The 22,038-nt window shown below is 27.6% G+C and carries 22 protein-coding genes and 1 pseudogene; 5 read left to right on the forward strand and 18 right to left on the reverse strand.

Going from position 1 to position 22,038, the window contains the following annotated elements; all coding sequences use genetic code 11:
- The first annotated feature begins 162 nt into the window (after positions 1-162).
- Positions 163-1,173: an adenosine deaminase gene (locus tag AMRN_RS09645; RefSeq protein ID WP_099311294.1), complete on the forward strand. Its 1,011-nt coding sequence runs from the start codon at positions 163-165 to the stop codon at positions 1,171-1,173.
- Between the two features lie 9 nt (positions 1,174-1,182).
- On the opposite strand, the gene dgt is transcribed toward AMRN_RS09645, so the two are convergent.
- Positions 1,183-2,652, reverse strand: a complete 1,470-nt coding sequence (gene dgt, locus AMRN_RS09650) for a dGTPase (RefSeq protein ID WP_099311295.1) — start codon at positions 2,650-2,652, stop codon at positions 1,183-1,185.
- Between the two features lie 81 nt (positions 2,653-2,733).
- On the opposite strand from dgt, the gene AMRN_RS09655 reads away from it, so the two are divergent.
- Positions 2,734-3,057, forward strand: coding sequence for a hypothetical protein (locus AMRN_RS09655; RefSeq protein ID WP_099311296.1), 324 nt, complete (start codon positions 2,734-2,736; stop codon positions 3,055-3,057).
- 13 nt (positions 3,058-3,070) lie between these two features.
- On the opposite strand, the gene AMRN_RS09660 is transcribed toward AMRN_RS09655, so the two are convergent.
- Positions 3,071-3,280: a tautomerase family protein gene (locus AMRN_RS09660; protein ID WP_099311297.1), complete on the reverse strand. Its 210-nt coding sequence runs from the start codon at positions 3,278-3,280 to the stop codon at positions 3,071-3,073.
- The gene (locus AMRN_RS09665) at positions 3,267-4,442 is read right to left on the reverse strand and encodes a YbfB/YjiJ family MFS transporter (protein WP_099311298.1); all 1,176 of its coding nucleotides are present in this window, start codon (positions 4,440-4,442) and stop codon (positions 3,267-3,269) included. The genes AMRN_RS09660 and AMRN_RS09665 overlap by 14 nt, the downstream gene beginning before the upstream one ends.
- Before the next feature lie 88 nt (positions 4,443-4,530).
- Between AMRN_RS09665 and AMRN_RS09670 the strand changes: the two genes are divergently transcribed.
- The 3 genes from AMRN_RS09670 (at position 4,531) to AMRN_RS09680 (ending at position 7,154) form a co-directional block, all read left to right on the forward strand.
- Complete coding sequence (locus AMRN_RS09670) at positions 4,531-5,355, forward strand: LysR family transcriptional regulator (RefSeq protein WP_099311299.1); 825 nt, start codon at positions 4,531-4,533, stop codon at positions 5,353-5,355.
- 131 nt (positions 5,356-5,486) lie between these two features.
- A complete protein-coding gene (locus tag AMRN_RS09675; RefSeq protein WP_337460036.1) occupies positions 5,487-6,677 on the forward strand; it encodes a DEAD/DEAH box helicase in 1,191 nt (396 codons plus the stop codon).
- 3 nt (positions 6,678-6,680) lie between these two features.
- Entirely contained in the window at positions 6,681-7,154 is a 474-nt protein-coding gene (locus AMRN_RS09680; RefSeq protein WP_196777539.1) for a DUF2721 domain-containing protein, read from the forward strand.
- Here the strand turns inward: AMRN_RS09680 and AMRN_RS09685 are convergent.
- The 15 genes and pseudogenes from AMRN_RS09685 to AMRN_RS09755 form a co-directional block, all read right to left on the reverse strand.
- Complete coding sequence (locus tag AMRN_RS09685; RefSeq protein ID WP_099311300.1) at positions 7,151-7,678, reverse strand: 3'-5' exonuclease; 528 nt, start codon at positions 7,676-7,678, stop codon at positions 7,151-7,153. The genes AMRN_RS09680 and AMRN_RS09685 overlap by 4 nt on opposite strands.
- On the reverse strand, positions 7,665-8,444 hold the full coding sequence (locus AMRN_RS09690) for an ion transporter (RefSeq protein ID WP_099311301.1): 780 nt from the start codon (positions 8,442-8,444) through the stop codon (positions 7,665-7,667). The genes AMRN_RS09685 and AMRN_RS09690 overlap by 14 nt, the downstream gene beginning before the upstream one ends.
- Positions 8,445-8,525: 81 nt before the next feature.
- Positions 8,526-9,614 carry a glycoside hydrolase family 3 N-terminal domain-containing protein gene (locus tag AMRN_RS09695; RefSeq protein ID WP_099311302.1) on the reverse strand — a complete coding sequence of 363 codons (1,089 nt, stop codon included), beginning with the start codon at positions 9,612-9,614 and terminating at the stop codon, positions 8,526-8,528.
- Between the two features lies 1 nt (position 9,615).
- Positions 9,616-11,334, reverse strand: a complete 1,719-nt coding sequence (locus AMRN_RS09700; RefSeq protein ID WP_118897430.1) for a DUF4153 domain-containing protein — start codon at positions 11,332-11,334, stop codon at positions 9,616-9,618.
- A gap of 93 nt (positions 11,335-11,427) precedes the next feature.
- Positions 11,428-11,796: pseudogene (gene yedF / locus AMRN_RS09705) on the reverse strand (sulfurtransferase-like selenium metabolism protein YedF); the annotation flags it as partial.
- Between the two features lie 125 nt (positions 11,797-11,921).
- Entirely contained in the window at positions 11,922-14,168 is a 2,247-nt protein-coding gene (locus AMRN_RS09710; RefSeq protein WP_099311075.1) for a molybdopterin oxidoreductase family protein, read from the reverse strand.
- A 14-nt stretch (positions 14,169-14,182) separates the two neighbouring features.
- A complete protein-coding gene (locus AMRN_RS09715) occupies positions 14,183-15,037 on the reverse strand; it encodes a formate/nitrite transporter family protein (protein WP_099311076.1) in 855 nt (284 codons plus the stop codon).
- A gap of 15 nt (positions 15,038-15,052) precedes the next feature.
- On the reverse strand, positions 15,053-15,508 hold the full coding sequence (locus tag AMRN_RS09720) for a hydrogenase 3 maturation endopeptidase HyCI (RefSeq protein WP_099311077.1): 456 nt from the start codon (positions 15,506-15,508) through the stop codon (positions 15,053-15,055).
- On the reverse strand, positions 15,505-15,852 hold the full coding sequence (locus AMRN_RS09725; protein ID WP_099311078.1) for a formate hydrogenlyase maturation HycH family protein: 348 nt from the start codon (positions 15,850-15,852) through the stop codon (positions 15,505-15,507). The genes AMRN_RS09720 and AMRN_RS09725 overlap by 4 nt, the downstream gene beginning before the upstream one ends.
- Positions 15,853-15,863: 11 nt before the next feature.
- Positions 15,864-16,679, reverse strand: coding sequence for an NADH-quinone oxidoreductase subunit B family protein (locus AMRN_RS09730; protein WP_099311079.1), 816 nt, complete (start codon positions 16,677-16,679; stop codon positions 15,864-15,866).
- Positions 16,676-17,212, reverse strand: a complete 537-nt coding sequence (locus tag AMRN_RS09735; RefSeq protein ID WP_099311080.1) for a formate hydrogenlyase complex iron-sulfur subunit — start codon at positions 17,210-17,212, stop codon at positions 16,676-16,678. Before AMRN_RS09735 ends, AMRN_RS09730 begins: the two co-directional genes overlap by 4 nt.
- Before the next feature lie 9 nt (positions 17,213-17,221).
- On the reverse strand, positions 17,222-18,961 hold the full coding sequence (locus tag AMRN_RS09740) for a hydrogenase large subunit (protein ID WP_099311081.1): 1,740 nt from the start codon (positions 18,959-18,961) through the stop codon (positions 17,222-17,224).
- Positions 18,962-18,972: 11 nt separating this feature from the next.
- Complete coding sequence (locus tag AMRN_RS09745; protein WP_099311082.1) at positions 18,973-20,457, reverse strand: hydrogenase 4 subunit F; 1,485 nt, start codon at positions 20,455-20,457, stop codon at positions 18,973-18,975.
- Positions 20,458-20,460: 3 nt separating this feature from the next.
- A complete protein-coding gene (gene hyfE, locus AMRN_RS09750) occupies positions 20,461-21,108 on the reverse strand; it encodes a hydrogenase 4 membrane subunit (RefSeq protein WP_099311083.1) in 648 nt (215 codons plus the stop codon).
- 1 nt (position 21,109) lies between these two features.
- Positions 21,110-22,033 carry a respiratory chain complex I subunit 1 family protein gene (locus tag AMRN_RS09755; protein ID WP_079577835.1) on the reverse strand — a complete coding sequence of 308 codons (924 nt, stop codon included), beginning with the start codon at positions 22,031-22,033 and terminating at the stop codon, positions 21,110-21,112.
- Positions 22,034-22,038: the final 5 nt, after the last annotated feature.

Here is a 22,038-nt window from a genome sequence, read left to right on the forward strand (position 1 = left end):
GTTATATTATCTGTCAATATTACCTCCTTGCAATTAAATTACACTAATTGTAACCCCTAAAATATTAAAGTTTGAAAAAAAATTTAACTAATTTAAAAACTTAATGTTTAAACTTTTTTAGTTTTTTTTTGCTATAACTTCATTTAATAAAAAAGGATTTTAATGATAGAGTTTATAAACAAAATACCTAAAGCTGAACTTCATTTACATATCGAGGGAACTTTAGAGCCAAAATTGATGTTTGAACTAGCAAAAAGAAATAATATAAAGCTTGAATATAAATCAATTAAAGAAATAAAAAATGCCTATAACTTCACCAATTTACAGTCATTTCTTGATATATATTATAGTGGTGCAAAAGTTTTAATTACAGAGCAAGACTTTTATGATTTAACTTTTGAATACTTATTGAAATGCAAAGAAAATAGTATAATTCACACTGAAATCTTTTTTGACCCACAAACACATACAAGTAGAAATATTGAATTTAAAACAATAATCAATGGAATTACTAATGCTTTAGAAGATGGAAAAAATGAGTTAGGAATAAGTTCAAAATTAATAATGTGCTTTTTAAGACACCTAAGTCAAGAAGATGCTTTTAAAACTTTAGAGCAAGCTAGTAAATTTAAAGAAAAAATCATTGGAATTGGACTAGATTCTTCTGAAATTGGAAATCCACCTAGCAAATTTAAAGACGTGTATGAAGAGGCAAAAAAATTAGGTTTTATGCTTGTTGCTCATGCAGGGGAAGAAGGTTCATATAAATTTATAAATGATGCACTTGATATTTTAAAGGTAAATAGAATAGATCATGGGGTACAAGCTGTATATAATAATAAATTAATGCAAAGATTAAAAGAAGAACAAATGGCACTTACAGTTTGTCCTTTATCAAATACAAAACTAAAAGTATTTGAAAACATGAAACAACATACAATTAAACAAATGCTTGATTTTGGACTAAATGTCACAGTAAACTCAGATGATCCTGCATATTTTGGTGGATATTTAAATGATAATTTTCACGCAATATATAAAAACTTAGACTTATCAAAAGAAGATATTATCACATTAGTTAAAAACTCTTTTAATTCTTCTTTTATCTCAAAAGAGTTAAAAAAAGAGTATTTAAAAAAAGTTGATGATTTTATAGCAAAGCATACAAGTTAAGAAATATTCTTAACTTGCAGTTAAAGTTTTATACTCATCTAAAGCAAAATCATCAGTCATTCCAGAAACATAATCAATTATTAATCTTGCTCTATAATACCACTCTAAAAGATTATATCTTTGTTTATCTTCACTATTTAACTCTTCTATTGCTTTTGAATAAGCAACAATATGTTTTGAAGATAGTCTTCCAATAAGTCGTGATGATACAAAACAATCAATTTTTTGTTTTAATACAAGCTTTTTAAAATCACTACTGCTTAACTCTAAAAGAGGTTTATAACAATTTAATAAACCATGCAAAATTGTATGCCCTTTTAGTTCTAAAGCCTGTTTTTCTCTATTATTATAGATATATTTTATAGATATATTCTGTAATACTTCAATTGCTAAAGAGTATTTATTTGCCTTATCAAAATCTAATAGTGCTTTATTAAATGAACCATCAAAAATTTCTTGATGATTTTGTAAATATACATCTGCAACATATTTTACTAAATAATTAATCAAATTTGCTCTTGTAAGTGTTAAAAAGAGATTAAACTGATAAGGTTCTTCTTCTTGTTCTTTTGCTTTTTTATAATACTTATTAATTAAATCAAGTAAAAAAGTTTCATCTTTTTTATATTTTTCATTTACTTTTTTGCACTCTTCATTTATATATCTATATAAATCATCAAGTGTAAACACACCTTTGTCAACTGCATCTTCAATATCTGCTGTTAAATAAGAGATATCATCAGCTGCTTCCATAATATATGTCAAAGGAAATCTACATCCTTGTTTTATTTCTAAAGCATCACAAACTTTTTTAACAAACTCTTTTTCAGAATAATAAAATCCTGGCTTTTTTTTCAAATAATTTAATTTGTCATTGCTTTCAGGTTTTTTTTCAAAGGCTCCTCTTGTATATTTTAAAACAGAAGCTGTTTGAGAGTATGAAAGATTTAATCTTTGAAGATATTTAATAATTCTAATTGCTTGTGCATTGCCATCAAAGTTTGTAATATCTTCTACTAACATCTGTTTTAAATTTAAATTTTTTTCACTAATATTTTCATAAAGTTTATCTAAGCACTTTACTCCAATATTTTTCATCCAATCATTTATTGATAATTCTGCAAAATGTCCAAAAGGAGGGTTTCCTATATCATGTACCAAACTTGACATCTCAGCCGTTGAAATGAAAGCATTTTCCAAATTTTCAAGATGATAAGTTTTTATTTTATTCTCTTTTTTGATTTTTTCTAAAATTGTTCTTGCTATATATCTTGAGTTTTGTTGAACTTCAATTGAATGAGTTAACCTACTTCTAACAGCTGCATTTAACTCTAAAGGAAAAACTTGTGTTCTTTTTTGAAGTCTTCTAAAAGCTGGTGTTGAAATAATTCTACCCCTATCACTTTCTACTGAAACTTCTATATCATCTATTGGATAAATTTCTCTGCTTGTATTTAACTTCTTTGTATAATTTATCATAATTAAAACTCTTTTTATTTTTTTTAAAACAAATTATAACTTATTTGCAGTTATAATTGCATTTTGGTTAAAGGAAAGATTATGGAAATGCTCTTAAATGAATATGATATGGTTGTTGGTGCAAAATTTGAAGATGGCACAATACAAGATTATGTAGATGATAAAAATACATTTGGACTTGTTAGAATTGAAAATCATACTGCAAACTGGTTTTTATATAATGATTTAGATAGTGATGATGAAAGTAAAAAATTATATAATGAAGTTATTAAAAAAGAACACTTTATTCATGATGAACATGGTGAAAAAATAGTAATATTCAATAAAACTGGTAAAAAAACTTATGAAGATTTTTTAAAAAAAATAAATGCTTATATCGATGATGGCTTAGGACAAATTATATAAAAGCTTAGAAAATCTAAGCTTTTATTTTTCGTATATTACTAACTGTCTCTCCACCAATTGCATAATTATCAGTACTAACTTCTTCAATTATTACAACTGCATTATTTGTTTTTCTATTAAAAACTTCTTGAAAACTTTGTGTTAACTTCTTTGATAACATCTCTTTTTGCTCTTTTGTAGCTCCACCATCTTCATGGGTCATTTTTACATTAATTACTGGCATATTTTTTCTCCTTATTTTTATTTATATATAAAACGATAACGCCTAGAAGCATTATAAATGCAGTAAGATATAAAGTACTATCATAATTATGATACTTTTTAATTAAAGCAATAGAATACAAAGGTGCAGTAATTTGCCCAATTCCATATGAACTAGTTAAAGCTCCCATTAAAAAAACTGGATTTGAGTTTGCTATTTTTCCACCTAAATTTAAAAACAAGCCTACTAGTGCAATAAATGTAGCTCCATATAAAAATGCACTTACTAAATTAAGCAACAAACTAGATGTAAAAGTAGGAATTAAAATGCTTACTATTAAAAGAACCATACAAACAAGTATTATATTTACACTTCCATAACAAGAGGCAAGTCTCATCCAAATTATGCAAGATGGAACTCCAGCAACTCCTACTAAAAGCCATGAGTTTGAACCAATACCCTCCAATCCTTCAATACTATTAATAATATCAGGTAAAAAAGTTCCTTGAACAACAAAACCAATTCCAACAGTAAAATATGTAAAAATCAAAACTACAACAAAAGAGTCTATTTTAAAGGCTTTTCCTTTTATTTTTACAAAATTTTCATTTTTCTGTTCATCTAAAATATAAAATGAGTATGCACCTAAGATAATAGATAAAATACTTAATGCTATCCATGCATTTTCCCATGAAGAGTAGTTTAAAACAGTTCTACTTAAAATATCAGTTACAACTATTGAAAATCCTATTCCTGAAAAATGTATTCCCATAGCTTTTGTCTTATCTTCAAAATTCAAACGACTCATAACTAAAGATGAACCAACTACCATAAGCATTGCAGAACCAAAACCTGCTACAAACCTTGATACTATCCAAACAAAATCATTTGTTTGCAAACCTAAAACAATAGTAGAAAAAAAAGATATAAATAGCCCTATTCTAAAGAATTTAACTTTTAAAGAAACATCTTTTATAAAAATTGCAAAGATTGCCCCAAGTAAATATCCAAAATAATTAATAGAAGCAAGTAATCCAGCAAAACTAATATCAAGTTTGTTTTCTAACATTGATGGTAAAAGTGAGGTAAAAGCAAACCTTGCAATACCCATACCAATAATAAGTGCAAATATACCCGCAACAATAATATTTGCATTGTTCTTTTTATTTAAAATACTTTTCATTGCCTAACCTAAGTTTTTGTGTTATAATATCACTTATAATGATTCAAAGTCAAATAATTAATAACTATAAGTGATATAAGGATTAGTGATGGATTCCAATTTATTAAAAATATTTTTAAGTGTAGCTAACAACCGTAGCTTTTCCAAAGCATCAATTGAATTAAATTGTGCTCAATCTAATGTAACAGCAAGAATAAAACAGCTTGAGAAGAGTATTGGATACACATTATTTCATAGATTTTCAAAAGGTATTGTATTAACAGATGTGGGAGAGAAATTATATCCTTATGCAAAAGAAATTGTACAAAAAGTATATGAAACCCAACAGTTTATAATGCACTTAAAACATGAAGAAACACTAAAAATTGCTTCAACAGAATCAAATGCAGCAACAAGAATAGTAACTTTACTTTCTAAAATAGATAAAAAATACCCAAATATGAAACTAGAACTTTCAACAGGTCCAAGTCAAGAATTAATTGATATGTTACTTGATTATAAAGTTGATATTGCATTTGTTAGTGGAAAACCTACAAATAAAGAGTTTATGATAATAAAAGAGTTTAAAGAAGAGTTAGTTTTACTAAAACCTTTACATAAAAATGCTGCAAATAATATATTGACTTTTAAAAAAGGTTGTACTTATAAAAAGCATTTAGACGAGTATATGAAAAAACAGAATAAGCCTTATAAAAATATAGAGTTTGGAAGTTTAGAGACAATTATTGGATGTGTAAAAATGGGGATGGGAATAACAGTACTTCCTATTTTTGTAGTAGATCACTTAAACTTTAAAAATGAAGTAAAAATAGAGACTCTTCCAAATGAATTTAAAAATATTCATACTTACATGATTTGTAGAAAAGATAATCAACCTTTGATAACTTCTTATTTAAAAAAGTTAAAATTATAAAAAAGTTATGCTATAATTTCTTCAAAAAATGACTATTCAAAGGAATTACTATCGAAAAATTTGGCTCAATTCAATTATCAAAAGAGTTAATTAAAGCATTAAAAGAAGAAGGTTATGAAAGTCCAACAGCTATTCAAAAACAAGCAATACCTGTTTTATTAAATAAAAAAGATTTAATTGCTGCTGCTAAAAGTGGTACAGGAAAAACTGCTGCTTTTTTACTACCTATGTTAGAACAATTAAAAGAAGAGATTGATTACAATAAAAAAAGAGTTCCAAGAGTTCTTATAATTGTACCAACAAGGGAACTTGTAAATCAAATTGCTAGAAATATATCAAACTATTCAAGACATTTAAATATAAAACATGCAGTTTCATATGGTGGTGTTAGCAATAAACTTCAAGCAGAAAAAATCAAAAAAGGTGTTGATATTATAGTTGCAACACCAGGAAGATTACTAGATCATGTAGAAAATAAGATATTAAGTATTTCAAGTATAAATAGAGTTATATTAGATGAAGCAGATACAATCTTAGAAATGGGATTTATTGAGGAAGTAAAAAGAATACTTGCACAAGTTAGCCAATATAGACAAATTTCAATGTTTTCTGCAACTATTTCACAAAATGTAAAAAAACTTGCTAAAGAGTTTTTAAATAAGCCAACAGTTGTTGAATTAACAAATGTAAGACAAAGAGTAGATTCAATAGAACACACTGCATACAAAATAGATAGTTTTAAGAAAATAGAGATGCTTTCATTTTTAATTGGTTCAAAAAACTATCATAAAGTTTTAGTTTTCGTAAATACAAAAAAAATAGCAGATGAAATCACACAACAGTTTAACCTAGATGGATTATCAACACTTTGTATTCATGGAGATATCAAACAACCTGCAAGAGCAAGAGCTTTAAGAGATTTCAAAAGTGATAAAATTAGAGTTTTAGTAGCAACTGATATTGCAGGAAGAGGTATTGATATAGAAGATTTACCTTATGTCGTAAATTTTGAGTTACCTTTAAGTACTGATGATTTTACACATAGAGTAGGAAGAACAGCAAGAGCTGGCAAAACTGGTCAAGCTATTACTTTAGTTTGTGCAAATGAGTATAAACAACTTGAAAAGATTGAAAAAGATTTAATGATTACAATCAAAAGATTAGTTTTAGATGAATATGAATTAACAGAGAAACAACCAAGACTTTTCAAAAAGAAAAAAAAGAAATTAACAGAAAAGAAAAATATTACAAAACCAGTAAAAAAAGCAACTTCTAAAAAAACTACAAAAAGAGATTCAAATAGAAACTTTAGAGGAAAATAGTTAATGAATACATTAAATATAGCGATTACTACTCCAGCATTATTATTTCCAGCTATATCTTTACTTTTATTAGCTTATACTAATAGATTTTTAACAACAGGACAACTAATTAGAGGCTTAAGTGCAAATGCACGAGATGGAAAAGTTCCAAAAGCCTCTAAACAAATTAGAAGTTTAAAAAAAAGAGTCTCATTAATAAAACAGATGCAAATTTATGGAGTATTTTCTTTAATACTTTGTACAATTTCTATGTTTTTTCTTTTCTTAGAATTAAATTTTTTAGGTGAAGTACTTTTTGGGCTTAGTTTAGTTTCGATGACTTTATCTTTATTTATTGCACTTGTTGAGATCTCAATATCTGTAAATGCAATAAATTATGAATTAGAAGGAATAAAAAAATTCTCGCGTTCTCATAAGAAAGATGATAAAAAACAAACTCATGAGAACCATGAAGAAGATGAAGAAAAAAATTCTTAAAAATTGATTTTATTATATTCATGCATACACTTTAATATTTCATATGTTTTTGTAACATCATATGTTGCAGTGTGATGCTTGTTTTCATCAAACTCTATTCCATAAAAATGGCAAGTTTCATTTAGTCTTGGATTCTTGATATTGCCATTTTTATTTCTTGCATTTACAATATGTTTATTCTCTTTCATTGTACAAATTTGATTTTGAAAATATACTTTTTTATTTAAATGCCTTAACTCAAAAGAGATATTATGAGCAATTAGGGTATCACTATTTTCACAAAACTCATAAAAGTCTTCATCTTCTGTAAAATATGAAGAGTAATTTTTATCTTTTCTATACTCCATAATCATCTCAGGAGTTAATCTATGAACTGCAAAAGAGTAAGGATTTAAACTATATCTTGATAAATAATATCTATGGAATTTATCTAAAATATTAAGATTTGCATCAATTTTTACAGCTGCAACTTCTATTACATCTCCTACACTTTTACTATTTGTTTCAAAATCAAGTATTATCATTTTCACTCTTTTTTAATAAGATTTGTTTTAATTCTTGCACTTGTTCTTTTAAAAGCTCTATTTCTTGTAACTCTTTAGACTTTTCTTCCTTTTGCTCACCTTTAATTGTAAAAATAGCATCTACAATAAGTCCAATAAATAAATTTACCATTACAAAAGTTACAATTAATATATAAATTACAAAAAATACCCAAGCATAAGGATATAGTTCCATTATAGGCCTTGCTATTCCCATTGACCAACTCTCCAATGTCATTACTTGAAAAAGTGTATACATACTCTCACCTAAAGTTCCAAACCATTGGGGAAAACTAGCTCCATAAAGATTAGTTGCCATAATAGCAAATACATAAAAGAACAATAATAAGACCATTGAAACAGAAGCAATTCCAGGAATAACACCAAGTAGTGCTGCTATAATTGTTCTCATTTGAGGAATTACAGTTAATAATCTAAAAAGCCTTAATACTCTAAGTACTCTTAATATTGATAAACCTTCATTTGCAGGAACTAAAGATATTGCAACTACAAAAAAATCAAATAAACTCCAAGGATCTTTAAAAAAACTCAATCTATGCACATATATACGAAGAATTATCTCAATTGTAAAAATAGCAATAATAGTATTATCTAAAAAAGTAAGAATACTTGAATACTCTTGAACAATTTGTTTTGAAGTAGCTAAACCTAAAATAATTCCATTGATTACAATCAATGTAGCAATAAAGTTTTGGAACTTTTTTGATGAAATAAATAACTTAATCAAACTTACCTCTTAATATAAAATTTTTAAGCAATTTTATATTATTTATGTTAATAATTTCATTAGTTTTAATCACTTATAAATTTATTTTCTAAATAAATAGTTTTTTATTTTTTTATTTGATTGTATAATCTTTTCATAAGCTATATTTCCTTTTTCTACTTCTTCATAAATAGTATTTATAATATCAGTTGTTTTATATTTTGCTAATTGATTGCCAAATAATAGTATATTTACACCTGAATTTATAGTAAGTCTTACAACTTCATTTAAACTATAGTGTTTTGATATTGCTTTCATTTGTAAATCATCACTTATAATAATTCCTTGAAATCCCAATTTTTTTCTTAATAATTTTGTATTGACTTTGTATGATAAAGTCGCAGGATAATTCTCATCAAGATTTTTATTAAAAACATGTGCTGTCATTATCATATCTACACTATTTTGTTTAATTAATTTTTTGTATGGTTCTAACTCAATTTTATTCCAACTATTAGTAATATCAACGAACCCATTATGAGAATCCTCTAAAGAAGAACCATGCCCTGGAAAATGTTTAAGAACACTAGTTACTTTATTTTTTTCTTGTTCTTGTATTAATATTTTTGCATATTTTACTACTTCATTTACATTAGTTGAATATGCTCTATTTAATTTTGTTATAACTTTATTATTTGGGTTAATTGCCAAATCAACTACTGGTGCAAAATTTAAATTAATTCCTAATTCACTTAGTTGTAAAGCTAAACTTTTATACTCTTGTCTTACTTTATTTAATGATAATTTTGAAATATCATTTGCACTTAAAGTTTCTATAAAACCATACTCTTTTTTTAATCTTTGAACTTTTCCACCCTCTTGATCAATACTAATAATAAGCTCATAATCTACTAAATTTTGTAAGCTTTGAGTTAATTTCTTTACTTGTTCAAAAGAGATAATATTTTTAGATTTACTCTTATCTTGTAAATTTTTATCAAATAGTATCACTCCACCAAGTTGATACTTTTTTATATCTTTAACTATTTGAGAAGAATTATCTATTTTTGCCTTATCAAAACCAACAATTAACATCTTTGCAATTTGTTTTTTAACTAAGTTTTCATCCAAAGAGTTTGCAAAAACATTTAAATTAAAGAAAACAAAGAAAAATAGAAAAATATTTCTCATTTTATCTTCTTATCATCAAAATAGAGTTTATATAATCAACTTTAATATTATCTTCTTTTTCATTGATACTTAAAGATTGAATATTCAATTTATACTCTATATTTTTATTTTTTCTTATAAAAATAGTTTCTTTGTAGTTTGAGTTATCTATTTTTTTAATATTTTTTTTAGCCCAGTTTTTTACTATTTCTTTTAAATCAAAGCTTATAGTATTATTATCAATCTTAAGATTTAAAATAGAATCTTTTAAGACTATTTTCAATTTTGCATCATCTAGTTTATACTCTTTTTCATTATTATTACTACTAGCTAAATTTAAGACATAATCATATCCCTTTGAATCATATGCTAGATTATATAAATTAAACTCCTGTACATACTTACTTTTTTCTCTTTTTAAATTATAAGAGTAAGCTTCTTTCATATTTATATATTTAAACACTTCAAATTTTGTTTTAAAGTTTTTATTAAAAAACTCATTTAAAAATTGCATTCCTTTTTTACTTCTTGATAAATAACTAATAATCGAAGTTAATTCAACTCGTTTTTTTAAACTCAAATCTTTTAAGTTATATTTTGTTTTATCATTAAAAACTTCATATTTTTCAATAACTATTTTAAATCTATTAAATTGAGAATTTAAAGATATATTTGATGAACTCAAAGGCGTAATAGAAGCAACTAATAAAAGTAAAAACATTGATACTAAACTACTTTTTATACAAAATTGCTTTTTTATAAACTCTAAAACAATTAAAAAACTAAACCAAATAGATAAAATAATTAAGCAATATCTTAATTGTGTAACTCCATATTCACTAACTCTTATATAAATTGCAATATCCAAAAATATTATTGGAGCTATCATTAAATAAATAAAATATTTATCAATAAAATTTGTAAAAATAGATTGCTCTTTTATAGATTTCAAAAAAGCTTTTACTAAAATTGATAAACTTAAAAATATACAAATCATCCAAGACAAATCACCTTTTGGCAACTCTTGAATTATGATAATTTTTATAAAATATGCATATAAAATAATAGTATATATTAAAATCAAAGGTGTTAAAATATTTTTTATTAAAAGTTCTACTGCTTTTTTTAATTTTAAACTATTTTTTAAAGGCTCAATATTTTTGGGAATATTTGCTAAAACTAAAGTAGGAAATATAATTATACTTATAAAAATCATCATTTCATCACTAATTAAATCAAAAAAAGTAAGTGAAAATAGATACTTTAATGTTAAAAGTATCACCTTTATTCCTATACCTAAAATAAAAGAGCTAAAAAAAGCAAAAACTACACTATTAGTAACTTGCATATTAAAAGATAATATTGAATAGTTTGAGTTTTTTATATTTGAAAAGTTTGAAAAAGTAATACTTAAATAAGCTGCAAAAATAAGATATAAAAGTGAATCTTCATATGTAAAAACGCCTAAATATACAATAAGTAAAGATACTAAGAAAAATGAGATTTTCTTTATCTTATCTAAACTTTTCCTTTCTAAATATAAATAAGTTGCTAAAGTAAATCCAATAAGAATAAAACTACTCAAAAATAATTTACCTTGAAGTTTTTGTTCTAATAAATAGATTTGATTATTCTCAAATACTGCAAGGAAAAAACATAAAATCATAAATATGAAAACAAGAGGAAATCTAAAAAATAGCTCTTTAGATATAGAGTTAGTAAAGCTTTTTATATTAAACATAATATACCTTTTTAAAAATATATAAAGTAAAAGTGAAAATTTTATGTGTAAAACCTAAGAAAAAAATTTCTTAGGTTTTAAAGTGAAAGATTACTATAAAGTAACTGTATTAGTGTTTAGAAGTGTTGCTATTGTGTCCATTGCATTACCAGCAATTCCAACTTTTAATTCATCTCTTTTTTCATAAAAGTCAAGACAAGTTCCACAAGAGAAAATCTCTACACCTTTTGATTCTAAATCCTTTAAAGCAATTAGTGCATCATCATTTTCATCATTTGTAGTAGTTAATAAAACTGCACTATTTACGCATATAATTTTACTTGGTAATTTTTCTTGCTCAGCCATTGCTTTTAAAAAACCTCTTATTAGCATTGAGCCTAATTCACCCTCACCAATTTTATCTGATTTTAAAAATACTGTTTTATCTTTTGTTTCTTGTAGCATAATAGTTTGCCTTTTTTCATAAGTTTTGTTTGAAAAAAGCTTTAAGTGTAGCTTTCTCTTCTATACTAGAAGCTTGAAGTTTATTATATGATTTGTTTACTAAATTTTACTTTTTACAAAAAAGAGGATATCCTCTTTTTTGTTTAATGATGATAATCATCATAAATAATTTTTGATGTTTTAAATTTAAGTTTTTTAATCTCCATAATCTGGCTATACTCTTCTTGAGAAATTTTCTCCATTTTAACAGCTGCTTTATATGTTGGTGTTTTAGTTGTATAATCCCATCCAGAACTAGTTAATTCATTGCATAAACCTTCCCAATAGTGAAAAGTCATCTGCATTATATTATCTGGAATCGTTTCTGTAATTTCTACTAAAACTGCTATATAACCATATCTACTTTCAACTTTGATAAAATCTCTATTTTTTAAATTATATCTTTTTGCAAGTGCTGGATTAATTTCAGCTGTTGGACCATGAGCATCTCCACCCTCTTCAATAATTTTTGACTTTCTTGTCATTGTTCCAACTGTATATTGATATACCTTTCTTGTTGTTAAAAGTGAAATTGGAAACTTTTCATCTGTTTTTTCATCAACAGAACCTACCATACAAGGATATCCCTCAGGTAAATTTAACTTTTTACGAAGCTCTTCTTCTGCCTTAGCCGTATCATTTTTATCATCAATAAAAACAACAGGTACTAAATTTGCTTTTTGATCTTTTGTAAAAAACTTTTTATCCATGTACAAACTTGGTGTTCCAGGATGATCTTCACTTGGACAAGGCCAAGCTATCCCACTAATTTCTCTTAATCTTTTATAAGTAATTCCTTTAAATCTTTTAGGATCAGCAACTCTTACTTCATTCCAAATTTGTTCAGGTGTTGTATAATCAAAACCTTTTGCATCAAATCTTTTTGCTAACTCACAAATGATTTCCCAATCTTGTTTTACATCTCCTTTTGGATCTAGTGTTTTTTCATTTAATTGAACTCTTCTTTCTGCATTTAAATAACAACCTTGTTTTTCTGCAACACTAACAGCAGGTAAAACAACATCTGCTTTAAGTGCTGTTTCTGTTAAAAAGATATCTTGAACTACATAAAAATCAACTTTTGAAATACCCTTTAAAAAGTGATTTGTATTAGGTTCTGAAATAACTGGATTTTCACCAATAGTATAGAAAAACTTAACTTTACCATCTAAAATCGCATCAGGAACTTCTGTTTTATGAATACCAATTTTTGAACTTAAAGGTTGTTTACAATCCCAAAGTTCTTCAAAATAATCTCTTGCTTGTTTACTTGTTACAAGTTTTAAATTAGGGAAAATATTTGGTAAAATTCCCATATCACAAGCACCTTGAACATTTTGTTGACCTCTAAGAGGTAAATCCCCTGCTCCTAATTTTCCAATATTTCCTGTTATTAACATCAAGTTTGAAATATCACAAACATTTCCTACCCCATGATTAAAATGTGTTACACCCATACCATGAGTAATCACAGCAGGCTTTGATGTAGCATAAAGTTCTGCTGCTTTAATTAATAACTCTTCATCAACACCTGTCATTTCAGATACTTTTTTAGCAGTATAATCTTTAACAGCTTCTTTTAAATATTCAAAACCATGAGTATAATTCTCAACAAACTCTTTATCATATAATTCATTGTTTATAATATGCGAAATTAGCATATTTATAATCGGAATGTTGTACTCAGGTGGAAGCTGAATAAAAGCATCCGCTTTTTGTGCAAATTCAGTTTTTATAGGATCAATTACAATTAATTTGGCTCCTCTTGATATTGCTCTTTGAATATGCATTGCTGCAATTGGATGTCCATTTTCAGGATTTGAACCAATCATTAAAACACAATTTGAGTGTTCTCCAACTTCTGTAAAACTGTTTGTAGCTGTACCATTACCAATTGTTTTAGCCAGACCGGCTACTGTTGGTGCATGTCAAACTCTTGCGCAGTGATCTATGTTGTTTGTACCTATAATTGCTCTCATAAATTTTTGAGCAACATAATTTTCTTCCAATGTACATCTAGCTGAAAAATTTCCAACTATTGCATCAGGACCAAATTTTTGTTTTACTTCTTTCATTTTTGAAACAACTAAACTAAGAGCTTCATCCCATGATGATTCAACAAAATCTCCATCTTTTGAGAAAACTCCATCTTTTTTTCTAATTAAAGGTTTTGTTAATCTCTCATTTGAACTAACATAATCCCACCCATAAATACCTTTTAGGCATAAATGTCCTTCATTTACAGGGTTTTCTTTTATACCTTTTACTTTTACTATTCGATTTTCATGCGAAGTCAAACGAACTCCGCAGCCTGTCCCACAATAGGGACAGATAACGTTTGTATTTTTCATACTATTTTTTCCTTTTATTTTTTCATATCAGTTTTATGAGACATAAAACCAACAACTCCTACAAAAAACAATCCTCCAACTATATTTCCAAGTGTTACAGGAAGAAGATTATTTGGAATGATATTTAAAAATGTAAACTCTTCTAATTTAGCTGCTGCTATATGTGAATGTTCTGCTAGTGCTTGAATAGTACCTCCTGCTTCATTAAGATAATATGCTTTTGCTAATAACGCTTCTGTAAAAATGAACATATTTGCAACAACGTGTTCATAACCAGACCCAACAAATGCTGCAATAATTAAAACTATTGATAAAACTTTACCTGCTGCATCAGAAGCACCAGTTGCTGCCCAAACGGCCATACATACAAATACATTACAAAAAATTGCTCTAATAAATGCAGCTTCAAAAGAAAGATTATTCTTTGCTACACCCATTTCAAGAAAATGATGTAATATTTGACCATCATATTTTAAAGGCAATTGTGCTTTATAATACATATAAGCTACTAAGGCTGCTCCAACAAAGTTAAAAATCCAAACAATAAACCAATAAAAAATTGTTTTTGAAAATGACAATTTATGATCAAGTGTTGAAACTCCTGACATTAATGAACTAGTAAATAGATGTCCTCCAAAGAAAACTACCATTATAAGCCCCACTGAAAAGGCAACTCCTCCTAAAAAGTTTGCGATACCAGGAGATGATGCTTCAGCAACTCCAACTGTAGAATGGGCCCAAAAAATATCCCCCATTGCTATTGATCCACCTGCCATAATTGATAAGAAAATAATACTTACTATTGGCATTTTGACCTTATGTTCTAAACCTTTAACTAATGATTGCGCTGTATCTGCTGGTGATAACATAATTTATCCTTCCCTTTAATTATTATCATCGAAAATTGAATCTATCTCTTTTACTCTTTCAAAAGCACTTTTTGCTGTTTGTTTAGCTTCTTTTGAAACTTCTTCATTTACCTCTAATACATTTTCAATATCAACTGTTAATCCTAAAAAAAGAACTCTTCGACAAAATCCTTTTAAATAACTTATTAATATTGGTGTTGGTAAGTTATGTGTTGAGTACATATAATCCCTATCATCACTCAAATCCATAACTTCAACACTTCCTACTTTCATTCCCGTCATTGCATCTGCTACAATGATTAAATCAGGTGCATACTCTCTTATTTTGTGAAATTCACTCTCAGGAGTATCTTCTCCATAAAATATCTGCCAATCTAAAGAGCTATCTTTTTCAATTAAACTTCCTAAATAAGCAGTTACTCCATCATCTCCTCTTAAAGTATTTCCTATTGTTAAAATTGCTTTTTTCATATGCTTTTCCTTATCACAATAAATCCTTCTTCCAAAGAAGAAAAAAGAGTTTTTAAGTAACAATCAGGCATTTCTGGCACTAATAGTTGTGCATGTTCTGGAAAAACTTCTATTTCAAAATATTTAGTTAAGTTTCCTAGTTTAAATTGTGCATATTCTCCACAATCTTCAACTACTTTTAAATACTCTTCTTCAGATATTTTCTTTATGCACTCCATAAAATCTACAGTTCCTACACCATGACCAACAGCCATTGAAAAAATTTTTACTTGTTTATATTTTTCAGGTAAATCTGGTGATGTAGGATCTACTCTTCTTTTAGTTAATTTACATATTTCTATCATTTTTAACTTCTTTAAATTATAAATTTATCCTCATCGTTAATGATTACAAACTGTTTCATATACTTTAAGTAAACATTATTATGAAGTTTTTGCATACACTCTTCATACCTTGAATCTTCTTCTTCACTACTATATATCTCTATAACTTTTTTAGTTTTTTTGATATCTTTTATATCACTAGTATTTTTTAAAGCATTAATATATTTTTCATAAAGTTTTCTACCAAAGTAATAACTCATAAGCCTTTTAGCTTCAACTAAAACATCTCTTTCAAAAAGAATATTTCCTAATAAAGAATCTTCAAGTACTGGAGAATCATTAGAACCATCTTTATGTTCTTTATATTCAAGTTTTTGTTCTAAAATTCCAAGTGCTGATGCTAATCCATGAACAATAGTAGCTGGATGAGGAGGACATCCTGGAATATATACATCCACAGGAATAACCTTATCAATTCCACCCCACACACTATATGCATCATGAAAAATACCTCCACTTGAACCACAAGCACCAATTGCAACTACTACTTTTGGATCTGGAGTTGCTTCATACGCTCGTAATAAAGGATAATACATTTGTCTAGTAACTGGTCCTGAACATATTAATATATCTGCATGTCTTGGACTTGCAACAAGTTTAAAACCTAATCTCTCAGGATCCCACATTGGTGTAATAGCTGCAAAAATTTCAATTTCACAACCATTGCATGAACCACAATCAACTCTAAAAACATTAAAACTTCTTTTAATATTTTTTAGATGTTCTAATTTTGCTTCAAGATTATTTGCATCTTTTATATCTTCTGGTACTACATATGTTTTACTCATTTTGTACCCCTTTTAAAATTACTTGTTAAATTTTCAACTTCATGATTTCTTTTACAATCTGTACAAGTTCTTATATATTTAACTTTTGTATCTAAACTATTTTTATCCCATCCAGCTTTTTGTAATCTATTTAAATTGTATGAAATAAGTTTTTTCGTTGTAAAAGGTTTATTGCAAACTTCACAATATTGAACATCAAGTTCACCTCTTTCTTTTAAACTATTTTTATCAAATTTTACTGCTAATTCAAACTCTTTTGAAAGTACAATAGCACTTGTTGGGCATACCTCATCACATCTACCACAAAAAATACATCTTGCAGCATCAAACTCCCATACTAGTTTTGTATTCTCTTTATTTAATTTTACATTTATAGCATTTGATGGACAAGCAACCCCACAAGCAGTACACCCAATACAATTTTCATATGTATATGATGGTTTTCCTCTAAAACCATCAAATACTTCATATGGTTCTAAAGGATATTTATGTGTTGCACTTCCATACTTTTTTGTCATATCAAGTAGTTTCATATCTTACTCCTACATATTTTTCAATGGATGACTTTTTAAAGATTGTGAATATCTTTTTAAGTCTTTTTGCGTTAATACTTTAGTTTTTTTGCTATTAACATCAACAATAGTAACTCTTTCTGTACACGAAAAGCATGGGTCTAAAGAACAAACTATCAATGCTGCATCTGCAATTGTATTTCCTCTAAATTGGAATCTTAAAGATGGCCAGTTATTATAAGTTGCTGCTCTACATCTCCATCTATATACTTTTTGTGCATTTCCATGCATAATCCAGTGAATATTTTCACCTCTTGGAGCTTCATCATTTCCTAAAGCATATGCTTCTGGTTTAATCATAGTCTGAGGAGTAATAATAGTTTGTCCACCTGGCATCATTTCAAAACATTGTCTAATAATAGAAATAGATTCAACTAATTCTTTATATCTTACAGTTTCTCTTGCAAATACATCACAACCATCTTCTGTTGGAATTTTAAAATCTAATTGATCTAAAAAGTCATAAGGATGGTCATATCTTGAATCTCTTTTAAAACCACTTCCTCTTACATTTGGACCAACAGGAGAAAAGTCTCTTGCAACTTGTTTATCTAAAATACCAACGCCTTTCCATCTTGCAACTTGATTTTTATCATCCATAACAGCGTCCCAAACTTCATCTAATTGAGTTTCAATAGTTTTTAGAAGTTCTAAACTTTTTTTAATCTCTTTACCTGTCATATCTCTTCTTAATCCACCCATTACAACATTTCCGTAGGTTTTTCTCCCACCTGTTACTAATTGGGCTAATTCCATAGAGAACTCTCTGATTCTAAAAATATGCATAAAGGCATTCATATTTCCAGTAACTTCACAAGCAAGACCTATATTTAAAAGATGTGAGTGAAGTCTTTCAATCTCTAGACAAATAACTCTCATAGCTTGAGCTCTTAAAGGTATTTCAAGTCCTATTGCTTTTTCTGCTGATTCTATACAAGCAATTGCATGGGCATAACCACAAATACCACAAACTCTTTCAGCTAAATATCCCATTTGGTCATAGTTCATTCTATTTTCAGCAAGCTTTTCCATACCTCTGTGTTGGTAAAAAAGTCTATAATCAGCATCAATAATTGTATCACCATCACAATATAATCTAAAATGTCCTGGCTCATCACTTGTAATATGTAAAGGCCCTAAAGGCACATCTAAAACTCCTGCGCCTTTTGGTTTCATAAACTCATAATCAGGCTCATCTTTATGATCAACTGGATCTGGTCTATGTCTATAATCCATAGAATCTTTTCTTAATGGGAAAAGCCCCTCAGGCCAATCATCTGAAACCATAAGTCTTCTTGGATCTGGAAGTCCAACCGCTGTTAGTCCAAACATATCGTATGCTTCTCTTTCATACCAAACTGCTGCTGGAACTTTTAATGTAACTGATGGATAAGTTAAATCAGATGCTGGAAGATAAGTTTTTACAGTAATCCAACATTTTTGATCTTGTGGTAACTCATCTCCTTCAAACATTTTATTACCTTCCATAGAAAGTACATAATATAAAGCATAGTTACCATTTAACTGTCGCTCATCATTTGGAATCATTGTTGATAACCAACCACCTAAATCATAATATAAAATTCTTACTGCTTCTGGAAGATCATTTCTATCAACTGTAATTGTTATTTGATCTTCTGGTTGTCTATAAACATCTCTTATTGCTATTGTTTCTTTTACTTTATCAATAAAGTTTTGACCTACTTTCATAACCTATCTCCTTATATACCCATAATAATATTTACTGCATTTTGTAATAGTGCGAACCAAGGCTTAATAGTAAATACCCCAAAAATTATAATCAATGAAGCAAGACCAATTAATGGTAAGTTTGCACTTAAAGGTAACTCATTTCTTAAAACTTTTGAATTACTTTTCCCAAATGTTGCAAGATTAAAGTGTGAAAAGTCAGCAATAAAGATTATAATCAGACCAATAATAAATAATATAACTTCTAAATTTAGTCCATTTACGATTGATTGTTTTATCATTAAAAATTCACTTACAAAAATTGCAAATCCTGGAACACCAACTAAAGAACAAACAGCAATACCAAATAAAATTGCTGTAATTGGAGCTATTTTTATTAGCCCACCCATTTTAGTCATATCTCTTGTTCCATAAATTTGAATCATATTTCCTGTAACACAAAAAGCTAAAGCTTTTGTAACTGAGTGAGCTAAAACATGGAATAGTGCTGCAAATAATCCAACTGCTCCTCCAATACCTAAACCAAATGCAATTACACCCATATGTGCAATTGAGTGATAAGCAAACATTCTTTTAACATCATGTTGCATAAGTAAGAAAAATGATGCAATAAAAATTGTAACTAAACCACTTATTATCATTAGTGATTGAACATACTCAAACCCTGCAAGTGAATTACCCACAACAGCGTAGTATCTAATTAAAGCTAAAATTGCACATTTTAAAAGTATTCCTGATAACATAGCTGATGATGGAGCTGGACCTTCTGAGTGTACATCTGGTAACCAAGTATGAGTTGGTGCAAGCCCTGCTTTTGTTCCAAAACCAATCAATGCAAATACAAAAATAAGTTTTAATGCATCTGGATCAATCTCTTTTGAGTGTGCCATTAATGTAGTCCAAAGCATTGCACTGTGACTATCATTTATGATATTAAAACCTGCACTATAAAGTAATACTGTTGCATATAAAGCAAAAGCTAAACCAATACTACAAATAATAATATATTTCCAACCTGTTTCTGTTGATTTTTTACTCTTATGAATAGCAACCATAAATACAGAAGATAATGTAGTAGCTTCAATACCAACCCACATTAAAGCAATATTATTTGCAAGAACTGAAAAAGTCATTGTAAAAACAAATAGATGAAAAAGAGTAAAAAATAGTTTAGTATCTTTTACAGTTAATTCACCTTTTTCAACTTCCCATTGCATATATTTAACTGAATAAAGATTAACTAAAAGTCCAGTTACTGCAATTAGTGAAATAAAAACTGCTCCTAATGAATCTAGAAAAAACATCTCATCAAAGATAAAATATGTTTGTCCATCAATTACTTTTGATACAGCTAATAAGCCTATAATACTAGTTGCCATAGAACCAAGTATGTGAAAAGTACTAAGTACTTTATAATTTTTTGGTAAAAACCATATTACTACTGATGCAATAACAGGTAAAACCATTAATAAGTATAATAATTGTTGAATATCCATACCTTATCCTTTCAACTCAGTTGCTTTTGAAACATCTAAAGAACCAAAATATTTAAAGAATCTAGATGCAAAAATAGATGTAATAATTACTGCAAATAAAGCATCAGTTAAAATTCCTAACTCTACAATTTCTGGTGAGTTATATGCCATTAATGCTAAAGATAAATGTATTCCATTTTCAAAAGTACAATAAGCAAGAATTTGTTTAATTGCTGAATTTCTTAATACAAATCCAAAAATTCCAATCATAAAAATTGTAATTGATGCAATTAAAGGTATATGCTCTTTTATTAATGAAAATTTCAAATATATTGGATATAAAGCCATTGCAATAGCTAATGAAAATGCAATAGCAACAATTGGACTTACATAAAATCCAAGTACGGGTTCATCCTCATGTTCAACTTTTAACTTTTTAATAAGTCTTAGTAAAATAACTGGCACAAAAATTACTTTTGTAAAAAACGCAATTATCGCCCAACTACCTAACTCATCTGCTGAATATGTTTTATAAAGATAAATAAAAATCATCACTAATATAAACGTTTGAAAAGAGTACGCATATGTAGCAAGTTTATAATTTCTTATTCCAAAAACACAAAGTGAACTAATAATTAAAATTATTGATAATATACTTAATAAATCAATCATCTTACACTCCTACCACATATAAAATTAGTGCTATTATAGATATAATTAGTGGTGGAATTGCACTATTTTTTAAACTTGTTAAGACTTTAAATCTAGGTCCAAAGTTATCTATAAATACAGCAGCTACATAAAAAATTCCAACTTTTAAAATAAATACAATCAATGCTAAAAATGGATTTTCAAAATTCCATGGTTCAAAAATAGTTAAAAAAAGTCCAATTATTGCAACTTGTTTTAATATTAATGCAGCATGTGCTATTGAAAAATCTGAGCCTGAATACTCACCTAAAACACCTTCTTGTAACTCTTGTTCTGCTTCTGCTAAGTCATAAGGTTTTCTACCAGTTTCAACATAAACTGCCCATAAAAAAGATATAGAAGCAATTGCAAATGCTGGTGTGTGATATCCAATTTCTCCACTTCTTACTAAGTGTTGAATTTCAACTAAGTTTGTAGTTCCTGCTAATAAAATAACTACTAATAAACTTATCATCATTACAGGTTCAACAAAAATTCCTAAAATTTGTTCTCTTCCTCCACCAACACCTGCAAATGGATTTCCAGAATCAATTGATGTTGCACCAAATGCAAATCTTAATAATGCTCCTAAGTAAATAAATACTAATACATCAGCATAAGCTCCCGCAAAACTATTTGAACTATATGTAATAGGTATAGTTGCAAGTAATGCTGCCCCTGCTGCAAAAAGAGCAAAAGGTCCTGTTTTAAACACCCAATGGGCACACGAAGGTGCTGTTCTACTTCTTTTTAAAAGTTTACTAATATCTCTATATGTTTGAAAAAAGTCTGGTGCACCTTCTCTTGATTGCAATTTAGCTCTTAATTTTCTTGCCATTCCGTCAAACAAAGGTGCTATAAGAACAATTGAGATAACTTGTAAAATCATAAATAATATACTGTCCATAATGC

This window comes from Malaciobacter marinus, assembly GCF_003544855.1.
Classification (GTDB): domain Bacteria; phylum Campylobacterota; class Campylobacteria; order Campylobacterales; family Arcobacteraceae; genus Malaciobacter; species Malaciobacter marinus.